Annotated in this window: 18 protein-coding genes; 6 read left to right on the plus strand and 12 right to left on the minus strand. The window is 61.5% G+C overall.

Annotated elements, in window-relative coordinates:
• Positions 1-139: 139 nt before the first annotated feature.
• Together H2510_RS19250 and H2510_RS19255 are read left to right on the plus strand one after the other, a co-directional pair.
• Positions 140-994, plus strand: a complete 855-nt coding sequence (locus tag H2510_RS19250; protein ID WP_186629898.1) for a slipin family protein — start codon at positions 140-142, stop codon at positions 992-994.
• 92 nt (positions 995-1086) lie between these two features.
• Positions 1087-3474, plus strand: coding sequence for a phosphoketolase family protein (locus H2510_RS19255; RefSeq protein WP_186629899.1), 2388 nt, complete (start codon positions 1087-1089; stop codon positions 3472-3474).
• Between the two features lie 144 nt (positions 3475-3618).
• On the opposite strand, the gene H2510_RS21265 is transcribed toward H2510_RS19255, so the two are convergent.
• Positions 3619-3957, minus strand: a complete 339-nt coding sequence (locus tag H2510_RS21265) for a glycosyl hydrolase family 65 protein (RefSeq protein ID WP_397517394.1) — start codon at positions 3955-3957, stop codon at positions 3619-3621.
• 198 nt (positions 3958-4155) lie between these two features.
• Between H2510_RS21265 and H2510_RS19265 the strand changes: the two genes are divergently transcribed.
• The gene (locus H2510_RS19265) at positions 4156-4959 is read left to right on the plus strand and encodes a GAF and ANTAR domain-containing protein (RefSeq protein ID WP_186629901.1); all 804 of its coding nucleotides are present in this window, start codon (positions 4156-4158) and stop codon (positions 4957-4959) included.
• A gap of 215 nt (positions 4960-5174) precedes the next feature.
• Positions 5175-7691 (plus strand): plasma-membrane proton-efflux P-type ATPase, encoded by a 2517-nt coding sequence (locus H2510_RS19270; protein WP_186629902.1) that lies wholly within the window; start codon positions 5175-5177, stop codon positions 7689-7691.
• Between the two features lie 120 nt (positions 7692-7811).
• Here H2510_RS19270 and H2510_RS19275 read toward each other — a convergent pair whose 3' ends face one another.
• The 5 genes from H2510_RS19275 to H2510_RS19295 all read right to left on the minus strand — a co-directional run bounded on the left by H2510_RS19275 (position 7812) and on the right by H2510_RS19295 (position 12569).
• Positions 7812-9581: a SulP family inorganic anion transporter gene (locus tag H2510_RS19275; protein ID WP_186629903.1), complete on the minus strand. Its 1770-nt coding sequence runs from the start codon at positions 9579-9581 to the stop codon at positions 7812-7814.
• 58 nt (positions 9582-9639) lie between these two features.
• The gene (locus H2510_RS19280; RefSeq protein ID WP_186629904.1) at positions 9640-9852 is read right to left on the minus strand and encodes a hypothetical protein; all 213 of its coding nucleotides are present in this window, start codon (positions 9850-9852) and stop codon (positions 9640-9642) included.
• A gap of 138 nt (positions 9853-9990) precedes the next feature.
• On the minus strand, positions 9991-10992 hold the full coding sequence (locus H2510_RS19285) for a zinc-binding alcohol dehydrogenase family protein (protein WP_186629905.1): 1002 nt from the start codon (positions 10990-10992) through the stop codon (positions 9991-9993).
• Entirely contained in the window at positions 10993-11895 is a 903-nt protein-coding gene (locus tag H2510_RS19290) for a universal stress protein (protein ID WP_186629906.1), read from the minus strand.
• Positions 11896-12047: 152 nt separating this feature from the next.
• Positions 12048-12569, minus strand: a complete 522-nt coding sequence (locus H2510_RS19295; protein ID WP_186629907.1) for a flavodoxin domain-containing protein — start codon at positions 12567-12569, stop codon at positions 12048-12050.
• 262 nt (positions 12570-12831) lie between these two features.
• On the opposite strand from H2510_RS19295, the gene H2510_RS19300 reads away from it, so the two are divergent.
• On the plus strand, positions 12832-13728 hold the full coding sequence (locus H2510_RS19300) for a universal stress protein (RefSeq protein WP_186629908.1): 897 nt from the start codon (positions 12832-12834) through the stop codon (positions 13726-13728).
• Positions 13729-13753: 25 nt separating this feature from the next.
• Positions 13754-14653, plus strand: a complete 900-nt coding sequence (locus H2510_RS19305; protein ID WP_186629909.1) for a universal stress protein — start codon at positions 13754-13756, stop codon at positions 14651-14653.
• A gap of 31 nt (positions 14654-14684) precedes the next feature.
• Here the strand turns inward: H2510_RS19305 and H2510_RS19310 are convergent, their stop codons facing one another.
• Genes H2510_RS19310 through H2510_RS19335 form a run of 6 tightly spaced genes read right to left on the minus strand, consistent with a single transcriptional unit; the run spans position 14685 to position 22244 of the window.
• On the minus strand, positions 14685-15272 hold the full coding sequence (locus H2510_RS19310) for a bifunctional 2-polyprenyl-6-hydroxyphenol methylase/3-demethylubiquinol 3-O-methyltransferase UbiG (RefSeq protein ID WP_222438940.1): 588 nt from the start codon (positions 15270-15272) through the stop codon (positions 14685-14687).
• A 6-nt stretch (positions 15273-15278) separates the two neighbouring features.
• Positions 15279-15980, minus strand: a complete 702-nt coding sequence (gene ric, locus H2510_RS19315; protein WP_186629910.1) for an iron-sulfur cluster repair di-iron protein — start codon at positions 15978-15980, stop codon at positions 15279-15281.
• Between the two features lie 57 nt (positions 15981-16037).
• The gene (locus tag H2510_RS19320; RefSeq protein WP_186629911.1) at positions 16038-16790 is read right to left on the minus strand and encodes a succinate dehydrogenase/fumarate reductase iron-sulfur subunit; all 753 of its coding nucleotides are present in this window, start codon (positions 16788-16790) and stop codon (positions 16038-16040) included.
• Positions 16787-18742: a fumarate reductase/succinate dehydrogenase flavoprotein subunit gene (locus H2510_RS19325; protein ID WP_186629912.1), complete on the minus strand. Its 1956-nt coding sequence runs from the start codon at positions 18740-18742 to the stop codon at positions 16787-16789. Before H2510_RS19325 ends, H2510_RS19320 begins: the two co-directional genes overlap by 4 nt.
• Complete coding sequence (locus tag H2510_RS19330; RefSeq protein ID WP_186629913.1) at positions 18727-19449, minus strand: succinate dehydrogenase cytochrome b subunit; 723 nt, start codon at positions 19447-19449, stop codon at positions 18727-18729. Before H2510_RS19330 ends, H2510_RS19325 begins: the two co-directional genes overlap by 16 nt.
• Positions 19446-22244 (minus strand): aconitate hydratase, encoded by a 2799-nt coding sequence (locus H2510_RS19335; protein ID WP_186629914.1) that lies wholly within the window; start codon positions 22242-22244, stop codon positions 19446-19448. Before H2510_RS19335 ends, H2510_RS19330 begins: the two co-directional genes overlap by 4 nt.
• Positions 22245-22474 lie beyond the last annotated feature (230 nt).

Here is a 22474-nt window from a genome sequence, read left to right on the forward strand (position 1 = left end):
CGGCTCCGCGGCCCGTATGAATCGATGATCGTTTGTAAGTCTGGATCGCCATGACAGTTTCATATAGCTCTTCTGTTGAGCGGTCACCCGTGCTCTGCGGTAAATGCGCTGTGCTCGTTCATGCCTCAGGTCTCCAGTGATGAATGCACTGGTCGTGGTGGTTGTCATTCTCATCGCGCTGATCCTGCTGCTGGCGTTGTCGGTGCGGGTCGTCAAGCAGTACGAGGACGGTGTGCTCTTTCGGCTGGGTCGGGTAATCGGAGAACGTGCACCGGGCCTGAGATTCATCGTTCCGTTCGTCGATGTGCTGCATAAGATTTCGTTGCGAATCGTGACGATGCCGATCCAGTCACAAGGCATCATCACCCGTGACAACGTAAGCGTCGACGTCTCGGCGGTGGCTTACTTCAAGGTGGTCGACGCGGTGAAGTCGGTCGTCGCGATCGAGAACGTCTACTCGGCGATCGACCAGATCGCACAAACCACGCTGCGCAAGGTCGTCGGCCAACACACCTTGGACGAGACTTTGTCGGAGACCGACAAAATCAATCTCGACATCCGGGCCATCCTGGACGTCACCACTATCGAATGGGGCGTGCAGGTCACCCTGGTCGAACTCAAAGACATCCAATTGCCCGACACCATGAAGCGAGCGATGGCCCGACAAGCGGAAGCCGAGCGAGAGAAGCGCGCGAAGATCATTGCCGCCGAGGGTGAATCGTTGGCTGCGGCAGCGTTGGGTGACGCCTCCGACACCATGATGGCGCATCCATTGGCGTTGCAGTTACGCAACTTGCAGACATTGGTCGAGCTCGGCGTCGACAAGAACACCACCGTCGTTTTCCCGGCACCGTTGATGTCGACGATCGCCGAGCTTGGGAGTTTCCTGGCACGGGAGAGCTCGGCAGCAGTCGAACCCGCGACGCAGGTTCCTTTTTCTGCGCCGACCGCAATGGTGCCGAACGGCAAATCCGCGGGGGAGGGTTTGCGGTGATTGCCACGGCTCACAAATTCGGCGCCGCCACACCCACCGGTGCCCAACTCGACCGACAGTGAAGTTCCCCATGCTGAGAACAAGGACACCCCATGACCGACACTGTAGTGATGCCACGCGCCAACACACTGGAACCTCAACTACGGCGGAGGATGCACGCGTACTGGCGCGCGGCGAATTACCTCTCGGTCGGCCAGATCTACCTCTATGACAATCCGCTGTTGGCCAGGCCGCTGGTGCTCTCGGATGTCAAACCGCTCGTTGTCGGTCACTGGGGAACGACGCCGGGGCAGAACTTCATCTATGTGCATCTGAACCGTGCAATCAACAAGTACGGCCTGGACATGTTCTATGTTGCGGGGCCCGGTCATGGTGGTCCTGCCCTCGTCGCGAACACCTATCTGGAAGGTTCTTACTCCGAGATATATCCCGACGTGAGCCAGGATGAGGCGGGGATGAAGAAGTTGTTCACCCAATTTTCGTTCCCTGGAGGTATTTCCAGTCACGTGGCGCCGACGACTCCGGGATCGATTCACGAAGGTGGAGAACTCGGCTATTCGCTGAGCCACGCTTTCGGCGCCGTATTCGACAATCCGGATCTGATCGTGGCGTGCATCATCGGCGACGGTGAGGCCGAGACCGGTCCGCTGGCCACAGCGTGGCATTCCACCAAATTTCTCAACTCCATCAGCGATGGAGCGGTCCTGCCGATCCTGCATCTCAACGGATTCAAGATCAGCAATCCTACCCTGCTCTCGCGGATAGAACCCGAGGAACTCGATCAATTCCTTCGTGGCTGCGGGTGGGATCCACGCTACGTCGAAGGTGACGATCCGGACGTGATGCACGAGCTCATGGCTACCGTGCTGGACGAAACGATCGAGACCATTCACACCATCCAACACCACGCCCGGACGACGGGTAACAGCGCAAGACCGAGGTGGCCGATGATCGTGCTGCGGTCGCCGAAGGGATGGACCGGTCCGAAGTTCGTGGACGGCGTGAAGATCGAAGGGACTTTCCGGGCACACCAGGTACCACTGCTGGTCGACGAGGCGCATCCGCAGCACGTCGAGCAACTCGACGCCTGGATGCGCAGTTACGAACCTGAGGAGCTCTTCGATCCGTCCGGTCGCCTCCTACCCGAACTCGCCGAACTTGCTCCCTATGGAGAGAGGCGGATGGGGGTCAACCCACACACCAACCCAGGCGTGCGCCGTGACCTCGCGATGCCCGACTACCGCACCTACGCCGTGGCCGTGACCGCGCACGGTGCAGTGAGCGCCGAAGACACCCGAGTGCTCGGGACCTTCCTGCGCGACGTGATCACCGCGAATGACGAGGCACGCAATTTCCGCATCTTCGGGCCCGACGAAACGCTGTCCAACAATCTCGGTGCTGTCTTCGAAGTCACCGACCGGCAGTGGGAAGCTCGCACCGTAGACAACGACGAAGATCTTGCGACCCAGGGGCGGGTCCTGGATTCGATGCTCAGCGAGCATCAAAGCGAGGGTTGGCTCGAGGGTTACCTGCTCACCGGACGGCACGGGCTGTTCAACTGCTACGAAGCATTCATCCACATCGTCGACTCGATGTTCAACCAGCACGCCAAATGGCTCAAAATAACTTCGGAACTACCATGGCGGCGAAATATCGCCTCCCTGAACTATCTACTCGCTTCCCACGTCTGGCAGCAGGACCATAACGGATTCACACATCAAGACCCCGGCTTCCTCGACCACGTCGTCAACAAGAAAGCAGACATCGTCCGGATCTATCTGCCGCCGGACGCCAACTGTCTACTCTCGGTGGCGGACCACTGCCTCCGTAGCCGCCATTACGTCAACGTGATCGTCGCCGGCAAACACCCGATGCCGCAATGGCTCACAATCGAGCAGGCCGAAGTGCACTGCACCGAAGGAATCGGCATCTGGGAATGGGCCGGCAACGACGCCGGTAACGAACCAGACATCGTATTGGCGTGCTGTGGCGACACCCCGACCCTCGAAGTGTTGGGAGCGGTGTCGATCCTGCGGGAACACTTGCCTGAGCTGAAGGTTCGGGTCGTCAACGTCGTGGACCTGATGAAGCTGCAATCCCCGAGCGAGCACCCGCATGGATTGTCCGACGGCGATTACGACTCGATGTTCACCGTCGGTAAGCACATCATCTTCGCTTTCCACGGGTACCCGTCTCTGATCCACCGACTCACCTATCGTCGTACAAATCGAAATCTTCATGTCCGTGGATACAACGAAGAAGGCAGTATCACAACCGAATTCGATATGAGGGTGCAGAACAGGCTCGACCGATTCCACCTCGTCATGGACGTCATCGACCGGCTCCCGCAACTTGGTGGCACTGCCGACTACCTCAAGCAGACGATGGCCGACAAGCTCGTCGAGCACAACCGCTACATCGATATTCATGGCCAGGACCTTCCCGAGATTCGCAACTGGATCTGGAACCCGAAGTTGTGACAAGCACATCGGCTATTCCGAACCTGCCACCCACTCGCCGGTCATGGCGGCGAAAAGGTAACCTAAAACGCTGTATCAAGCGGCGAAATGTGGACGTCGCGCTGCTCGGCATACGAGTGAAAGTACGTCCAGGACCTGTTTTGCTCACATGCGACGAAGTCGCCTATGCACCGGCGTGCGTCCCGCCGGTCGAGTGGGCGTCGGCCGCGGCGTCGGATGAGGGATCGGTAGCTGCAATGGTTGTCCGGCGATGACCTGGGCGGGGTGTCCGTGGTGGACGACGTCCATCGGAGCCCCGTCGGTGAGGGAGTAGCGAGCAGATCCCTGGGTGACTTCGACATACAGTCGTTGACCGCGCAGAAACAAGGTTTGCCTCAGCACACCGTCGAGATCGAACAGACAGCCGCGTACCTGATCCGGGAGACCCAACACGTCGTCGACGCAAAGCTGCCGGCCGCCGCGGCCGCCGAGGCACAGAACCATCAGCACTTTTAATTCTCTTGGTAATTGATTGTATTTCGATAAGGACCGGCAAGGTTCACCTGAATTTGTATCCGCGACGGCGCTACTGTTGGTGTGAGAATCCACCTCGCGGCCGTCGGCTGTATGGGTATGTCGTCGGGGATCTGTCTCGGTACGGCGGGCCTGGAGCGGACTGATCGAGCACCAAGGGAAATGCGGATGACGGAGTTCACCGAAGTAGTTCACAGTATTCGAGCTGGATCATTGACTGCGGAGCAGGCCAGCGCAGATTACGCCGACTTACGAAGCGCCATAGGTGAATTGGCAGGCCTGGTGGCGGATTGCGGCGGACTCGTCGAGTTGTTGACCGACGTCGCGGCTTTTGCAGTTCGTGCGATTCCCGGTGCGGATGGTGCTGGGGTAACGCTGTTGCGCGTCGACCGGACCGACAACTTGGTCGAAGCATTGGCAGCGAGCGCTTCGTTCGTCGCCGAAATCGACAAGATTCAGTACGAGACGCTGCACGAGGGGCCCTGCATCACCGCAGCTTTGGAGCGCCGCACAGTGCGATCGGGGTCGTTGGGCGGGGAGCAGATGTGGCCGCGATTCGGTCCACGTGTGGGCAGACTGGGCGTGCACAGTGCACTGTCGCTACCGCTGTTGCTGCCTGACCGGGTGGTCGGGGCCATCAACGTCTACGCCCGAGATAAGAATGTCTTCGGTGAGCACGCCGTCGAGCTCGGGGAACTGTTCGCCAAACCGGCGGCAGTCGCCGTCCGCAACGCCCAGATCCTCGCCCAGGCGAGGACACTGGCTGCTCAGCTACAGACCGCTCTGTCGACACGACCGGTGATCGATCAAGCGATCGGCCTGCTTCGCGGACGCAGCGGGAGCAGTGCCGAGGACGCTTTCACCCAATTGAGGGCGATCAGCCAGGCCGAGCATCGCAAATTGGGGGAGGTGGCCCAACGCATCGTCGACGAAGCCGTTCGCCGTGCGATTGCCCGTCACAACCCGGTCTGAATCGCGACCGCTCCGTCCCGGTCGATGGGGTGTAGCGTCAACTGTGTTGAGACACTCAGCCAGTCCGAAATGAAGGTGGCTGTCAGCCGCACCCCTCAGAGCAATCGCTCACAGCCGGACACTTCGGTGACACCGCAATTTTCGGGGATCGCCATGAATTCTTTACCGGACCTTCTCGCGCCCAATGTCTTTGGCGCCGGAAGCAGGTCAGCGCTATGACTGCGGCTGACCCGCAGACCGCGCCGCGACGGTCCGCGGGCCCGTCAGCACCGGATACCGATTTCAAGTCGGTGCCGCTGGCCACAGTAAAGACGCAGCTCGGCTACTCACCGGACGGACTGAGCATTGCCGATGCTGCGAAGCGGTTGGTCCAGTACGGGCCGAACGAGATTGCTGAACACAGGACCAATCCACTGCTGAAATTCCTGAGCTACTTCTGGGGCCCGATCCCGTGGATGATCGAGATCGCCGTCATTCTGTCCGGCGCAGTCGGGCACTGGCCGGATTTCTTCATCATTCTGGTGCTGCTAGTGGCGAACGGTGTTGTCGGATACACCGAGGAACGCCAGGCAGGCAACGCGATCGACGCGCTCAAAGCCAAGTTGGCCATCACTGCGCGCGTCACCCGCGATGGTAAGTCGGTCACCGCACCGGCACGAGAGCTGGTGCCGGGTGACGTCATCCGCTTACGTCTCGGTGACATCGTTCCTGCTGATGCACGACTGCTCGATGGTGACGACATCGAGGTCGATCAGTCGGCACTGACCGGGGAGTCTCTGCCTGCCGCCGCCGCAACCGGCGACGCAGTGTTCTCGGGGTCGGTCATCCGACAAGGGGAAGCCAGTGCGTTGGTATACGCCACCGGTAGCGGCACCTATTTCGGGAAGACCGCGGAATTGGTGCAAGACGCGCACACAGGGAGCCATTTTCAAAAGGCTGTGGTTCAGATCGGCAACTACCTGATCATTCTGGCGGTTGTGCTTGTCTCGCTCATCGTCTTGGTAGCCGCGCTGCGCGGAGACGAGATCCTCACGACTCTGCAGTTCGCTCTGGTCCTGACCGTTGCGTCGATCCCGGTGGCAATGCCGACCGTGTTGTCGGTGACGATGGCCGTAGGCGCACGGCTGCTCGCCAAGAAGCAGGCCATTGTGAGCCGATTGGTTGCCATCGAGGAACTTGCCGGTGTGGACGTGCTGTGCGCCGACAAAACAGGCACACTCACCCAGAACTCACTCACGTTGGGTGTCCCGTTCGCTGTCGATGGCGTGACCCCGGCAGCTGTTGTTCTCGACGGTGCGCTGGCCTCTCGCGCGGACAACGACGACCCCATCGACCGCGCCGTCTTGGGCGGACTCGACGATGAGACAATTTTGAACACCTACACCGTCACTCACTTCGCACCTTTCGACCCGGTGCACAAACGCACCGAGGCTACCGTCACCGCATCCGACGGGGCCACGTTCCGAGTCACGAAGGGCGCGCCACAGGTCATCTTGGCGCTGGCCGCACCGTCTGAACAGATCACCCGAGCCGCCGACGGTGCCGTCGATGATTTCGCCGCGCACGGATTCCGGTCGCTGGGCGTGGCCCGCGCCGACAAAGACCGTGACTGGCGCTTCGTCGGAGTTCTGCCCTTGTTCGATCCTCCGCGCGAGGACGCTGCGGAAACCATCTCCACCGCTGCCGCGATGGGCGTCACCGTCAAGATGGTCACCGGTGATGCGCTGGCCATCGCCAAAGAAACTGCGTCCAAAATTGGTTTGGGCACACACATTCTAGATGCAGCGGCATTGGGTGACGTGAAGAAGAAGGAATCGGCAGCAGTGGCCGAATCCATCGAGACCGCAGACGGTTTCGCTCAAGTCTTTCCAGAGCACAAGTACCACATCGTCGACGTTCTACAGAAGCGTGGCCACATCGCCGGCATGACCGGGGACGGGGTTAACGACGCCCCCGCATTGAAGAAGGCAGACTGCGGCATTGCCGTCTCCGGTGCGACCGACGCCGCCCGCGCGGCCGCCGATATCGTGCTGATGACTCCTGGTCTCTCGGTCATCATCGAGGCGATCAAGGAGAGCCGCAAGATCTTTCAGCGGATGAACAGCTACGCCATCTACCGCATCGCGGAGACGTTGAGGGTGCTGCTGTTCATGACCGTTGCCATCCTGGTCTTCAACTTCTATCCGGTCACCGCCATCATGATCGTGATGCTCGCGCTGCTCAACGACGGCGCCATATTGTCCATTGCCTACGACAAAGTGCACTACCGCAATGAACCCGAGGCATGGAACATGCGCATGGTGCTCGGTATTGCCACAGTTCTGGGCGTGGTTGGGCCGATCGCCGCTTTCGGATTGTTCTACCTGGGCGACCGTGTCTTCGAACTCGGCCACGCGCGCGTACAGACGTTGATGTATCTCATGCTTTCCGTCGCCGGGCACCTGACGATCTTCCTGACCCGCACCCGCGGGCCGTTCTGGTCCATTCGCCCCGCCCGCATCCTGCTGATCGCTGTCTGCGGCACCCAGGCCGTTGCGACCCTCATAGCCGTCTACGGGCTCTTCATGTCCCCTCTCGGCTGGGGATGGGCCGCCGCAGTCTGGGGTTACGCACTCTTGTGGTTCCTTGTCAGCGACCGCATCAAACTCCTTGCCTACCGAATCCTCGATCCGCCGCGTCGGGCGGAGAGACCGTCCGACACCACCGAAGTGCTCACATCCGCATCGTCGTGAGACCAAAATCAACTCTGGCCGAATAGTTTAGTGGCACAAGAACGATGGGATCGCCTACGTGAGTGCCCCGGCCGGCACCGCAGGCATCGTGGAAACGTTGGTCCCGACAAAACGTCCAACTCATATTTCTCCCCGGGCTATCTCAGCGGCGTTGGGTGAATTCAACTGCGACGTAACTGGTGTGCTCTCGGCTTCCAATCGGGGACTGAGGGCGCTTACGGCCTCTCCGACAGATTCGAACAGGTGCTCCTCTCCGATCAGCGCAAGCAGCCCACTCCGCGCCAAGCCTCTGCGCGCCGTCTTGCTGGTTCTTGCCATTGCGAAGGTGATTCCCCTCGATCGGAGTTGATCGATCAACTGCCGCAACGAGTGCGCTCCCGTGTAGTCGATATCGGTCATCCCCATCGTGTCGAGCACGACGAGGTGCAGGGGATGATCCGCGGCGTCGATCGTGGCCGTTATCTCGGTGCGAAATTCGGTTGCGTTGGCGTACCACAGAGGCGTCGCGAACTGTACGACGAGGACACCGGGAACCGTTCTCGCTTGTTCGGCGTAGCTCAGGGGCACCCAACTGGTAGTCGATGGGATGTGTCCCAGTACGTGCAGGTGGGGACGGGCGCTGAGGCGGGTGCGGTCCAGAATTGCCAACGCTACCGCCACGCCGATGCCGTACTCGACCCCAACGAGGGCAACTGTCAGGAGAGTGACCACGGCGAGAGCGAACTCGAAACGGTCGTAGCGGGCAATGTCGATCAGCTCGCGTACGTGCACGATTCGGGTGGCGATGAAGATCAGAATCGCAGCCAGGGTTGCCACTGGCAGGTTCTCGAGGAGCGCCAGAGCGGGGATCAGCAACACGAGTGCGCCGGCAGCAGCGATGCCGGCTACCTGGGTCCGTCCCGACGCCGAAACCACTGCTGCAGTTCGTGGCGGGCTCGCGTTCACCGGAAACGCACCCACTAGACCTGCGGCGACATTGCCGGCTCCGATGCCGAGGAAGTCGCGATTGACATCCACGTCATAACCGCCCTTGTCGGCGAAAGCGCGCGTGGTCGCCGCACTCTGGCTGACGATCACCAGTGCGACGACACCGGCGATGGGCGCAAGTGTGCTCAGCGCCGACCACGACACCCCGTGCAGTCCGAGATGGGGAGCGCCGTGTGCGAGCGAACCCAGCACTGCTACCCCGTGGGAAGTCAGATTCAACGCGCCGACGAGGATCGTCGATCCCACCAGTGTGATCAAGGCCCCCGGAATTCGTCGATCCACCTGATCGGCGAGAAACACGACAGCGAAAACCCCGGCCCCGATACCCAACGTCCAGCCGTTGACCATGGCCGAGTCGCTGACGATCAGTCGGATTCGGTTCAACGTCCCACCGCTGACGGTTGGCAGGCCGAGCAGGTCGGGCAGCTGATGCACAACGATGATGATCGCGACTCCACCGAGGAACCCAGCGATGATCGGCGTCGACAGGAACTCTGCAATCCATCCGAGTCGCAGTAGGCCCACCAGGGCCACGATCACACCCACCATCACCGCGAGGATTCCCACCGACGCCACATAATCACCGGGGGCGGTCGATACCGCAGTGGCGATTCCGACGGCGAAGAGTGGGGCGATCGTCGAATCAGCCCCGATCGACATCTGCCGGTTCGATCCGAGCAACGCGAACAGGAGTGTGCCTGCAACGAACGCGTAGAAGCCCGTGATCGGCGGCATACCTGCCAGCCGTGCAGTGGCCAATTGCTCGGGCACCGCGATCGACAAAAGCGTAAGTCCCGCGAGCAGATCACCGAGTAGCCAGGACCACCGATAGCCCTGCAACGATGAAAACAGTACCGGCCCTACACAACGCACCCGACGTGTCAACGCCGACTTCGGATGCATCGATGCCTCCTTGCATCGCCGTCAACTGTGAACATGAACAGCCCGAGCCGGATTGGAGTCAGCCGCGGAGTTGCATTGCTACGTGGTCGAGGAGAGTTCGATACTCGAGGAGATCGATATCGCCGCGCGCATAGCGTGCAGCGAACAGCTCCTCCAACGTGCCGGGCCCGTCGAGGTGCGTCGCGGTTCGGATGGCAGGGGAGCGGAAGCCGAATCGCACAGTCCCGAGAGCAGCTGCCACGACAAGGGTGACTACGAGGGCGAGCGTCATGATTTTTGTCCTTCTCGGTGACCGGGTGTCGACTTCTGAACATCATTTTGACTCAGCCTCACGGACCAGGAGAAGGGACTTTGTGCCCAAGTGTGCGGCCGAAGGTGTTCAGGCCGTGGTGCACTACAAACGACGGCGTCAGAATGTGATGACTGCAGCGCCGGCAAAACGGCCGTGGCGGAGATCCCGCAAGGCGGACAGCGCGCGGTCGAAAGGGTAGACCGTAGTTTCGATCCTCAGGCGCGTTCTCTGGCAGCGTTCGAGGAATTGTCGAGCATCGGCCCGCGTATTCGCTTCGACGCTCAGCAGTCGCTTTTCGTGGAACAGATGCCGGTTGTAGTTCAGTCGCGGAATGTCTGTCATGTGAATGCCTGCCAGTACGACTGTACCCCCGGAGTCGACGGCTTCCAATGCCGTCGGAACAGCCTCACCGATAGGCGCGAAAACAATGGCGGCGTCGAGCTTCTCCGGTGGTGAATCGAAGGTGTCCTGTGCCGACGCGAGCCCCATCTTCAGTGCGAGCTGTCGGGCACCGAGGTCCCGAGTCATGACGTGCACGGTAGCGCCGTCGGCCTGCGCCAGCTGCGCGACTATGTGTGCGCTCGCGCCGAAACCGTACAGACCGAGCTTCCCCGACGGCGGGAGTTCGGCTCTACGCAGGGCGCTGTATCCGATGATCCCTGCGCACAGCAATGGTGCCAGTTCTACGGTGCTGTACCCGGTCGGTAGTGCCAAGGCGTAGTCGGCTGGCACCACTGCGTGCTCTGCGAACCCGCCGTTGTGATCCCATCCGGTGTACAGCGATGCCTTGCAAAGATTTTCGCGACCACTCACACAAAATCGACATTTGCCACAGGTATGACGGAGCCATGGAATTCCGACGATGTCACCCACGCTGAAGTCGGTCTCGGTGTTGCCCCCGACCTCGGTTACCGTGCCTACGATTTCGTGGCCGGGCACTACATGCGGCCGATGAATTGGAAGGTCGCCTTCGACGACGTGGAGGTCGGTTCGGCATACGCCGCACGCTTGGACAGATATCAGTAACTCGCCGGACGTCGGTCGAGGCATGTGCTCATCGACCAACTGCAGGGGACTACCGTCTACGCTGCCCTGTTCGGTGACCCTCCAGGCCTTCACTCAGCGCACCACCAGAATCGGACAGTGCGAACTGTGTACGAGCGATTGCCCGACCGAGCCGCGGATCGAACCCGCCACTGGACCGAGCCCCCGGCTCCCGACGACGACGAGGCGCGCTGTTTCGGACGCCCTGCGTAACTCGTGGTCTGCCGATGCCTCGAGACAATGCAGGTGAAACTCGACCGAGGGATGACGCTCGGAGGTCGCCCTCACACGAGACCCCAGCCAAGCAAGAGATCCCGCTTTCGGTTCCTGTGCGTCTGCATCTACCGTCGTCGCCGGTCTATGGCTCCCTGATGAAACCATGTGGAGGGCCATGAGCGGAGCCTGCAAGGTGTCGGCGAACCAGAATGCGCCGAGGATTGCGCCGTGCGAAGAGTCGGAGTTGTCGACACCGACGACGACTGGCTGGGAGGTCACAGCGGGGGCGACGGCATGCGGCCGCCACACGACGACTGGGCATTGAGCGTCGGCGACTATGCGAGTTGCATGGTGGCCGAAGACCACATCTCGAACAGGACTCGAAGGAGTGCCTCCGATCACGATCAAATCTGCGGTGTGCGAAAGCGCGCCCAGGAACGATGCGATGGGATCGTCGGTCAGGACTGTGTCGACTGCGATGTCGGGATCGATACGATCGACTTCGTTGCGGGATGACCGGAGAAGGCGTTTGCCGAGGAGTCGCGGTTTGGATGCGCGCAGTTCTCGCGTCACCCTGTTTGCCGATTCTCGCTGTGGCAGTGCGTGAACGATCCGAATTCTTGCCTTGACGTCGTGTGCCAACCCGGCCGCCCACACGAGTGCGCCTCGGGAGGATTCCGACCCATCGACGCCGACGACGATTTCGGTCAACACCGTGTTCGTCCAGACCGTCGTCGAGGGGGGCTTGTGCGTTGCGTTCACAGAGTTCTCACGATCGCTCCGTCGACCATCGGGCATAGTGCATCGAGCATAGCCTCGCTTCTACGGTTGCGACTTCACTTCTACGCAGGTTCATCCGACAACCGGCACGAATCCCAGCAGACATCGGGCGGACCGTCGAAGAACGGGAGGTGTCACGGGAGTGTCGGAACCGTCGGCTCGGACTCGGCCAGTGTCGCGCCGATCGAGCGCGCCCACCCCTCGATCTCGTCGCGTGATCGGTCGTCTCCCTCATCGGCTCGAATGAGCCGCACTACGAGTCTCTCGAACCAGGAAAGCGTCGACAGGTCGAACTTTCCCCCGAAGACGCGGTGCTCGACCGCCCACGATGCCTTGTCCATGGCTGATGGTGCCGAGGGCTTACCGGCGGCGCCGATGGGTCCGCTGGAGAACAACCACACCGGGCGTGTTTCGAGTTCGGGTTGTTGGCGCGCGACGAGAGATCGAGCACCGCGCAACCAACGGCCCATGTATACGGCGCTGCCGATGATCGCCGCATCGTATTCGGCGATGCTGTCCACGTCAGCTGCGTCGCTGACCTCCACTGTCGCCGAAACACCCGAATTCTGTAGGGCATCGGTCAGCGAGGACGAAAGCCACTGTCCGATCTCACGTGTCGAACCGTGCCGGCTCGAAGTTGCAATCAGGACGCGCATTACGGTGTTCCTTCTCCTCGAGACCTGGACTTCGACGCTGTTGCGTCCAGAGGCCGTTGTACGTAGACATCACTGTGAACGTCTGCCGCCGGCGCGTATAGGGACTTCGGTCCTCGAACGATGAGTGGTTCATCGACTTCGGTAGACCACACGCAACGGTGGGTGACGAGGTACCCGGCGCAGTAAGGACCTTGTCCTCTGTTCTTGTGAGAAGAAGTGGTCCAGACTCGTCGATAGCACTGGATTCGACAAACGGAGAGCCTTGAAGACCGAAGAAGTACCGTCTGCCTACGAGGGCAGCATCGTTGTATGCGTAGATGGGTCGGACGACGACCGTAGCGCCGTCGAATGGGCAGTGAGACTTGCCCAGCATGTGCACTCTTCGATCCGACTCGTTCATGCACTTCCTGATGTCGGCAAGTGGTTCGACCCTGCAGTGCTCATTGCCGGCGCTCAGCTCGAATCGGAACTGCGTCGGGTAGGAAAGAAATTTCTCGACGATGCGGCTCTGATCATCCGCGACCTCGATCCCGAGATCGAGGTCGAGTGTTCTATCACCGGTGGCGCGGCGACCGACCTGATCGAGTCCATTTCGACGGACTCCAGATTGCTGATCCTCGGCGGCAGTCGAACAGGTCCGCTCCGTGATCTGATTTTCGGACATTCCATCATCGAGCTGGTCAACGCGGCAGTGTGTCCAGTGTTGGTGTGGCGCAAAAGTCGCGACGAGAGCGCGGACCCGACTCGACCGATAGTGGTGGGTGTCGACGGGTCGCAGCCGTCCCGGCGCGCTTTGGCAGCAGCTTTCGATCTGGCACGCACCTTGGGCGCCGACCTCGTCACAGTGCACGTGGGGGCCGTCGAGGATGCAGACGAGCTCGATTACGGGACCTCGGTGGATCGGCAGCACCAGCGAGACGCTGAACGGAAGTGGCTGCAGGACATCGTCGATCCGTACAAGAGTGAGTATCCGACTGTGGTGGTTGAGGTTCGATCGGTAGGCGCTTCGGTGGCACGTGAACTCGGCACGATGTCCGCTTCGGCTCAGGTCATCGCGGTCGGTAGTCGTGGAAGAGGACGCCTGTCGTCGGCAATTCTCGGTTCCGTGAGCCAGAGTCTGATCCACCGAGCGCAATGTCCAGTACTCGTAGTTCCGTAGTTCGACCGTTGTCAGAGGAGTAAATATGGATAAGAACGGCCCCATTGTCGTAGGTGTCGACGGCTCGAATGCTTCGTTCGATGCCGTCCGCTGGGCAACGCGTGCGGCGGAACTGCGTGGCGCATCGTTGACCCTGGTTTCTACTTACCAGATCACCGATGTTTATACGACTTTCGCCGCCATGCCACCTCAGCTCGGTCCACCGATGAGACTGGAAGTGAACAAGGGTCTGGAGTCGGCGTCGACCATCGCCAAGGCCGCAGCCAAGGATGCGAACGCTTTGTCGATAACCACCGAAGTGATTGTAGGCGCAGCGATTCCGACTCTGCTCGAGCGATCTGCCTCTGCACGAATGATAGTGGTGGGTACGCGGGGAAACGGTGAGTATTTCGCAGAATTGCTCGGCTCGGTCAGTGCTGCTGTGTCCGAGCGAGCGGAATGCCCCGTCGCGATCATCAGCGGAATCCCGCAGACCGGAGAGCGCGAAGGACCCGTTGTCCTCGGTGTCGACGGATCGAGTGCCAGTAGTAGGGCAGTAGGTGTTGCCTTCGAAGAGGCATCACTTCGTGGCACCGGCTTGGTCGCCGTACACACCTGGGCCGAGGACATTGGATTGTGGAAGATCCACTCCGACAGCGACAAAGATGCAATGTCCTCCGCACAGGAAGCAGCGGGATGGGTCGTCATGTCGGAAAGTCTCGCAGGATGGCAGGAGCAGTACCCGGACGTGCACGTAGATCGAGTCGTGGAGCATGGCAGTGCCGTGAGCAAAATTCTCGAACTCTCCAAAAGTGCGCAGACCGTCGTCGTCGGCTCCAGAGGAAGAGGCGGTTTCAGTGGCCTGTTGTTGGGATCGACCAGTCGGTCGCTGTCGCATCGCGTCGAATGCCCGTTGATCATCGCGCGGGAACCGAAGCACGAATGAGGCGACCGGCCACTGCCATCGACGACCGAAACTAAGCGCGTACCAGCATGATTGCGTGGGGTGCCGGCCCATCCCAGCGTTCGCTGATCACCTCGAACCCGGCCCGGTTCAGGGCACGGGCCATGTCCGGCAACGGCCATCGATATGCGGTGGTCACCGGGTGATCGAACGGTTCGAGGCGCGAGCCCGAGAAGAACGACATGAGCATGGTGCCGTCGTCTTCGAGCACCGAGCGGAGGGTTGCGAGCGCCTCCGGAAGGTCGTCGGGCCCCAGATGGATGAGCGAGTACCAGGCAAGAATGCCCGCCCACCGGTCATCCGAGCCGGCGAGGTCGTCGATTGCACCGAGCCGGAACGTTACTGCGGGGTGGGCTGTGCGAGCGAGATCTACAAGTCGCTCGACGGGCTCCAGCCCGTCGATATCGTGGCCGAGACCCGCCAGGTGGCCAGCCCAGCGACCGGTGCCGGAACCCACGTCGAGAATTCGGCCCTCGACCGTGTCGGCCCACGGCTCGATGACGGCCCGGTCCGGGTCTGCAGTGGACACCTCCGAACCAAGCATTTCCAACACGTCTTCTGCGTTCGCGTCATACGCGTCCCTGACTTCATCCATCGACATGACGAATCAATTTCCGGTGACGGTTCGCTCGAATTCGAGCGCATTCGGGAAGAGGATGTAGTTCTCCTTGTGAATGTGCTCGTGCAGATCGAGCTCCATCTCCTGGAGCCCGTCAAGCATCGCCCGGTACGAGCCACAGCCGTCTTCCGGCATTGCGTAGGCCCCGGTCACGGCGTTGATCTCCTTGAACAGGTCGCCGACCACCGTGTGCTCCTGCACCAGTGTCTCGATGTCGGCCGCGAGTGCCCCGGAGACGCCGGGGATCCCTGTCTTTTCCATTCGGGCTATCGCGGGAAAGACAGAGCGCTCTTCCCTGGTCATGTGTGGATCGAGCTCGGTAACCGCTTGGGTGTAGAGCTCGTTCACCCGGGCCAACTCGGGATGCCGGTCGCCGTGGACCCGATGCACCTTTTCTACGAGCGCCTGCAGCCGCGGCATCTCCTCCCACATGTACGCGTGGTGGGTGTCGACGATGTCGTGGGCGAGATCAGCCGACTTCCGCGACATCGGCGTCTTCTGAGCGCTGGCCTCAGGAAGGTCGAGTGCCTCCCGCACTTCTTCCAAGTCGAGTCCGGCCTCGACTGTTGCATCGGAGAGGGATCGGTGGCCATCGCAGCAGTAGTCGAGGCCGAATCCCTCCAAAACCCTCGCGCGGCGACTGTCCTCGACAACCAGGTCAGCCAATGTATTCGACGCCTCAATAGCCATGCGACTTACCCTAACCCGTCCCGGACAACGTGGGCTGCGAAAGTGAGTGGTGCGCTCTTACCGGTGCTTGTTGTGGGAGATCCCGGCTAGGACATCGTGATTGAGTTGGGAAATCATGTCCAACGGGATGCCTGCCGGGCACACTGCAGTGCACTCGCCGATCTGAGTACAGCCACCGAAGCCCTCAGCGTCGTGTTGGCGCACCATGGCCAGCGCACGACGCTCCCGTTCGGGCTGTCCCTGGGGCAACGATCCGAGGTGGGTCAGCTTGGCACCGAGAAACAGTGAGGCCGAACCGTTGGGACACGCGGCCACGCACGCCCCGCAACCTATGCAGGCTGCGGCGTCGAAGGCGCGCTCGGCGTCCTTCCTCGATACCGACGTTGCGTTCGCATCGGGTGCAGACCCCGTCGGGGCACTGATATAACCGCCCGCTTCGATGATGCGGTCCAGCGCACTACGGTCTACGACGAGGTCCCGGAGGATGGGGAAAGACGTTGAGCGCCATGGCTCGATGTCGATCACCTGGCCGTCGTCGAAGTGGCGCATGTAGAGCTGACAGGTGGTGGTCAGCGCCTCGGGGCCGTGGGCCAGGCCGTTGATCACCAGCGAGCACATGCCGCAGATGCCCTCGCGGCAGTCGTGATCGAAAGCAACAGGTTCTCCGCCGCGGTGCGTGAGGTCTTCGTTCAGGACGTCGAGCATCTCCAAGAACGACATGTCGGCGGAGATGTCGGCCACCTCGTACAACACCATTTTGCCGACACTGTCGCGGTCCTTTTGGCGCCACACGCGCAGCGTGATGTTCATGTGTAGCTCCTCTGCTGGACCTTGATGTTCTCGAATTCGAGGTGCTCGCGGTGCAGCACCGGCGGGGAACCGTCCCCGCCGAATTCCCACCCGGCGACGTAGGAGAACTCGCCATCCCGTCGGAGCGCTTCGCCGTCGTCCGTTTGGCTTTCGGTGCGGAAGTGAGCCCCGCACGATTCCTCGCGGTGCAGTGCATCGATGCACATCAGTTCGGCCAGTTCGAAGAAATCCGCGACCCGGCCCGCGCGCTCCAGGGCCTGGTTGAGCTCCTCGTTGGTCCCGGTGACCAACACGTCGGACCAGAAGGAATCGCGCAGTGAACGAATTTCCGCGATCGCGCGGGTGAGTCCTTCGGCATTGCGTTCCATGCCGCAGTGTTCCCACACGATGCCGCCGAGTTCCCGGTGAAAAGAGTCGACGGATCGGGTTCCGTTGACGGACAGCAACTTCGCCGTTCGATCGCGCACTGCTTGGACTGCCTCGACGACGGAGGGGTGCGAGGCATCCACATTGTCGGGTAGCGGATTGCGGGCGAGGTAATCGTTGATGGTGCCGGGTAGGACGAAGTAACCGTCGGCCAGGCCCTGCATCAGGGCGCTGGCACCGAGTCGGTTGGCGCCGTGGTCGGAAAAGTTCGCCTCACCGATGACGAAGAGTCCGGGGATGGTGCTCTGCAGGTCGTAGTCCACCCACAGGCCGCCCATCGTGTAATGGATTGCCGGATAGATGCGCATCGGCACGTTGTACGGGTCCTCGTCGGTGATCTTGAAGTACATGTCGAAGAGGTTCCCGTACTTTTCCTCGATGGCAGGTTTGCCCAGGCGCTCGATGGCGTCCGCGAAGTCGAGGTAGACCCCGAGTCCATTGGGACCCACGCCGCGCCCTTGGTCGCATTGGTTCTTGGCGGCTCGCGATGCCACGTCGCGAGGTACGAGGTTGCCGAACGCCGGGTAGGCCCGCTCCAGGTAATAGTCCCGTTCCGACTCTGGAATGTCCGCCGGCGCCCGGTCGTCCCCGGCCGCGTCCGGCACCCAGATCCGCCCGTCGTTACGCAGGGATTCGCTCATCAGGGTGAGCTTGGACTGATGTTCGCCGCTGACCGGGATGCAAGTGGGATGAATTTGCGTGTAACAGGGATTCGCGAAATAGGCTCCCCTGCGGTGAGCGCGCCAGCTGGCGGTGACGTTGCAGCCCATGGCATTGGTTGATAGGTAGTAGACGTTGCCGTAGCCGCCGCTGGCCAGCACGACGGCGTCCGCCAGATGCGTCTCGAACTCCCCGGTGACCATGTCGCGCACCACGACGCCGCGGGCCTTGCCGTCGATGACGATGAGGTCCAGCATCTCGTGCCGGGTGTTCAGTTCCACTGTTCCTGCGCCGATTTGGCGTTCCAGTGCTTGATAGGCGCCCAGCAGCAATTGTTGGCCGGTTTGTCCGCGCGCATAGAACGTCCGGGATACCTGCACGCCGCCGAAGGAACGGGTGTCCAACAATCCTCCATACTCCCGGGCGAATGGAACTCCCTGTGCTACAGCCTGATCGATGATCGCCGCGCTCACCTGTGCGAGCCGATAGACGTTGGATTCACGCGAGCGATAGTCACCGCCTTTGACGGTGTCGTAGAACAGTCGCTGGATGCTGTCGCCGTCGTTGCGGTAGTCCTTTGCAGCGTTGATTCCACCCTGGGCGGCGATGCTGTGGGCCCGGCGGGCACTGTCCTGATAGCAGAAAACCTTGACGTTGTAGCCGGCTTCGCCGAGGGTGGCCGCCGCCGATCCTCCGGCCAACCCTGTTCCGATGATCAGTACGGAAAGTTTGCGCCGGTTGGTGGGGCTGACCAGCTTGGCCTCGAAGCGACGTTTGTCCCAGCGTTCGGTGAGCGGACCTCCGGGATCCTTGGAGTCGTGCAGTGTGTCGCCTTCGGCAAAGTACTCGTTCACGGCCCCACCCATCCGAACAGAATGCACAGCGGCGGCACCAAGAACCCGCCGATGACCACGACGGTGATCAGATACGCCAGTTGATTGAGGTGGCGACGCCTCGCGACGCCGGTATTGGCGCCCAGTGAGGCAAAAGCACTCCAAATGCCATGCCGCAGATGGAAACCCAGCGCAATGAGGGCAATGGCATAGGAAAGCACCACCCACCAGATCGAAAAGCCATTGACCATGCGCTCATAGGGGCTTTCCGATGCGCCGCCGGGATGGATGTAGTTCGCGGTCAGGTGCAACAGGTGATAGATGATGAAAAGCCCGATCGTCACCCCGCCCCACCTCATGGTGAACGAGGCGTACGTGCGCTGCACGCCCCGCCTGTTCTGCGTGCTCTCGTACCTCCACCCACCACCCCCGGCAGTGGCTTTGCGGGATCGGTGCCACAGTACGAATGCAGCGTAGATATGTGTGCCGACGCTGATCAGCAGGATCACTCGAAGGATCCACAGAGCTCCCGAGTACGGCAGCAGGGGTTCGAGGATCGTGCGCAGATACGCCGAATACCCGTCGAAGGCCTCTTTACCGGCGAAGACCTTCAGGTTGCCGTACATATGGGCAATCAGAAAGAGCACCATGATCAGCCCGCCGACGGCCATGGCCGCATGCAAGACGACGGAGGAGCGCAGCGTCCGGGCGCGTCCCTGTTCCAGGCCGTGCGCGATCATGACGAAAGCAGCTGACGCAGAACGTAAGGCAGGATGCCGCCGTGGATGTAGTAAGCCTCCTCTGCGGGAGTATCGATGCGTACCAGCGCGGAGATCGAACGGCTGCGCTCGCCGTCGTCGACGCTTACGGTGACCTCCCGCGGGAGCGGATCGGCCCCCTCGATACCGACGATGGAATAGCTTTCCTCGCCGGTCAGCCCATGAGATTCTGCGCTTTCCCCGTCGCGGAACTGGAGTGGTAGCACGCCCATGCCAATGAGATTCGATCGGTGAATTCGCTCGTAGGAGACGGCCAGGACTGCCTTGACGCCTAGTAGTGTGGTGCCTTTCGCGGCCCAGTCGCGTGAGGAACCCGAGCCGTAGTCGGATCCTGCCAGCACGATCAGTGGTACTCCTTCGGCGGCATAGGCGGTGGCCGCGTCGAAGATGCTCTGGCGTTCACCGTCGGGCAGGTGCCGGGTGACTCCGCCTTCGACCCCAGGGACGAGTTGGTTGCGTAGCCGGACATTGGCGAAGGTCCCGCGGATCATGACGTGGTGGTTGCCGCGGCGCGAACCGTAGGAATTGAAGTCGGCGGGGGCGACGCCTAACCCTTGAAGATATTGGCCCGCAGGGGAATCCGCCCTGATGGCTCCGGCCGGGGAGATGTGGTCGGTCGTCACCGAATCCCCGAGGTAGGCGAGTACACGGGCTCCCGAAATGTCCTTCAGCGGTGCCGGATCGACCGGCATGTCGTCGAAATAGGGTGGACGTTGAATGTAGGTGGAGTCTGATTGCCATGCGAACTGATCCCCGTCGGGGATGGACATGCCGCGCCAGTTTTCGTCGCCGTGGTAGACATCGGCGTACCCCTGGGTGAACATCGACGCTTCGAGGTTCGCGTCGACCACTGTCTTGATTTCGGCCGTTGTCGGCCAAATGTCCCGCAGGAATACCGGCTGACCTTGGGTATCGTATCCCAGCGGGTCGTTGAGCATGTCGGTATGCATGGTTCCGGCGAGCGCATAGGCAATGACCAAGGGCGGCGAGGCCAGGAAGTTCATCTGGACCTCGGAATGGATGCGGCCCTCGAAGTTCCGGTTGCCCGACAGGACCGAAGCCACCGTGAGGTTCTTCTTCTCGACGGCGGCGCTGACCTCTGGGATGAGTGGCCCCGAGTTGCCGATGCAAGTGGTGCAGCCATAGCCGACCAGGTCGAAACCGAGCTTTTCCAAATACGGTGTCAGTCCGGAACGTTCGTAGTAGTCGGTGACGACGCGGGAGCCGGGAGCCAAGGTGGTCTTCACCCAGGGCTTGCTGGAGAGGCCGCGCTCGACGGCCTTCTTTGCCAGCAGTGCCGCTCCGATCATCACCGATGGATTGGAGGTGTTGGTGCAGGAAGTAATGGCTGCGATGACCACGGCACCGTTGTCGATGCTGGTCTGTTGTCCGCCGAGCACCAACTCGGCCGGGTTGGACGGCCACTCGTCGAGATCGGGATCGTCGTCGTGGTCGTGGATTCGCGGCGGATCGTCGCGGGGGATCCGTGTGCTGATGGCCACCGGGTCACTGGCGGGAAAGGATTCTTCCCCCGCAGAGTCGAGGCCACCGGCGACGGCGTCGTCTTGCGACTGGCCGGCCAGGAGGCGGTGAATGACCTGGGACGCTACGGCCAGGGGGATACGGTCCTGTGGCCTTTTCGGGCCGGCGATCGACGGGGTGACGGTCGACAGGTCCAGTTCCACTATCTGGCTGTATTCGGGGACATGGTCGGGGTCGTGCCACAGGCCTTGCTCGCGGGCATACGCCTCGACCAAGCGGATCTGGTGGTCCTCGCGGCCGGTCAGTCGCAGGTAGTTCAGTGTTTCGTCGTCGATCGGAAAGATGGAGGCCGTCGAGCCGTACTCCGGGCTCATATTGCCCAGGGTGGCCCGAGTAGCCAAGGGGACGTTGCCGACACCGGGGCCGAAGAAGTCGACGAACTTCCCCACCACGCGGATTTTCCGTAATAGTTCGGCAACGGTGAGCACCAGGTCGGTGGCGGTGGTGCCCTCGGGTAGGTCGCCCGTGAGTTTGAGCCCGACCACCTGTGGGATCAGCATGCTCATGGGCTGCCCCAGCATGGCCGCCTCGGCTTCGATCCCGCCGACGCCCCAGCCGAGGACGCCGAGACCGTTGACCATGGGGGTATGGGAGTCCGTGCCGACCAGCGTGTCGGGATAGGCCTGGGGTCCGCGGGGTCCCTCACGGGTGAAGACCACCCGAGCCAGGTATTCGAGGTTCACCTGGTGGCAGATGCCGGTGTCTGGAGGAACGACGAGGAAGTCGTCGAAGGACTGCTGTCCCCAGCGCAGTAGTTGGTAGCGCTCCTGGTTGCGTTCGAATTCCAGTTCGGCGTTGACTCCGAAGGCGTCCCGGCGCGCAAACACGTCGGCAATCACCGAATGGTCGATCACGAGTTCCGCGGGAATCAGTGGATTGATCTTTCGTGGATCGCCGCCGAGTTCGGTCATAGCGTCGCGCATGGCTACCAGGTCCACCACGCAGGGGACACCGGTGAAGTCCTGCATGAGCACCCGCGCCGGGGTGTACTGGATCTCCGAATTGGCCTCGGAGCCCGCGTCCCATCCGGCAAGGGCCTCGATGTGTTGGGCAGTGACCAGACGTCCATCCTCGTTCCGCAGGAGATTCTCCAGGAGGATCTTGAGGCTGTAGGGCAGGCGCCCGGCCCCTGCGATCTGGTCGATTCGGTGAATCTCGTAGGTTTTCTCATCCACGCTCAGCTGGCCGCGGGCACCGAAACTGTTGGTCGTCATGTCTGCCTCTCGTCGATGCGTACCGGGCACGGTGGTACCCACGCCGGGACCTCATTCGGAATGGGTCTGTTCCCGGTTGCCGTATCGCTCCCTCGAGCCTGGATCACTTCCGCTTCGGATCGTCCGACTTTCCGGCGGGTTGCGGACTGCGTGAAAGGCGTCAGCCGTCAGACGGCTTGAACCCAGACTGCTATGGCGGCTGGTGCGGCATACATTCCGAACCTACCCAC

It is taken from the genome of Rhodococcus sp. BP22, assembly GCF_014281965.1.
Taxonomy (GTDB): domain Bacteria; phylum Actinomycetota; class Actinomycetes; order Mycobacteriales; family Mycobacteriaceae; genus Rhodococcoides.

Bases quoted from the DNA above. Each gene is read 5' to 3' on its own strand.
- H2510_RS19305 (WP_186629909.1), top strand. From the start codon at position 13,754: ATGGATAAGAACGGCCCCATTGTCGTAGGTGTCGACGGCTCGAATGCT.
- H2510_RS19335 (WP_186629914.1), bottom strand. From the start codon at position 22,244: ATGACGACCAACAGTTTCGGTGCCCGCGGCCAGCTGAGCGTGGATGAG.
- H2510_RS19310 (WP_222438940.1), bottom strand. From the start codon at position 15,272: ATGTCGATGGATGAAGTCAGGGACGCGTATGACGCGAACGCAGAAGAC.
- H2510_RS19325 (WP_186629912.1), bottom strand. From the start codon at position 18,742: ATGGGTGGGGCCGTGAACGAGTACTTTGCCGAAGGCGACACACTGCAC.
- H2510_RS19250 (WP_186629898.1), top strand. From the start codon at position 140: ATGAATGCACTGGTCGTGGTGGTTGTCATTCTCATCGCGCTGATCCTG.
- H2510_RS21265 (WP_397517394.1), bottom strand. From the start codon at position 3,957: ATGGTTCTGTGCCTCGGCGGCCGCGGCGGCCGGCAGCTTTGCGTCGAC.
- H2510_RS19280 (WP_186629904.1), bottom strand. From the start codon at position 9,852: ATGACGCTCGCCCTCGTAGTCACCCTTGTCGTGGCAGCTGCTCTCGGG.
- H2510_RS19255 (WP_186629899.1), top strand. From the start codon at position 1,087: ATGACCGACACTGTAGTGATGCCACGCGCCAACACACTGGAACCTCAA.
- H2510_RS19330 (WP_186629913.1), bottom strand. From the start codon at position 19,449: ATGATCGCGCACGGCCTGGAACAGGGACGCGCCCGGACGCTGCGCTCC.
- H2510_RS19265 (WP_186629901.1), top strand. From the start codon at position 4,156: ATGACGGAGTTCACCGAAGTAGTTCACAGTATTCGAGCTGGATCATTG.
- H2510_RS19275 (WP_186629903.1), bottom strand. From the start codon at position 9,581: ATGCATCCGAAGTCGGCGTTGACACGTCGGGTGCGTTGTGTAGGGCCG.
- H2510_RS19320 (WP_186629911.1), bottom strand. From the start codon at position 16,790: ATGAACATCACGCTGCGCGTGTGGCGCCAAAAGGACCGCGACAGTGTC.
- ric (WP_186629910.1), bottom strand. From the start codon at position 15,980: ATGGCTATTGAGGCGTCGAATACATTGGCTGACCTGGTTGTCGAGGAC.
- H2510_RS19270 (WP_186629902.1), top strand. From the start codon at position 5,175: ATGACTGCGGCTGACCCGCAGACCGCGCCGCGACGGTCCGCGGGCCCG.
- H2510_RS19295 (WP_186629907.1), bottom strand. From the start codon at position 12,569: ATGCGCGTCCTGATTGCAACTTCGAGCCGGCACGGTTCGACACGTGAG.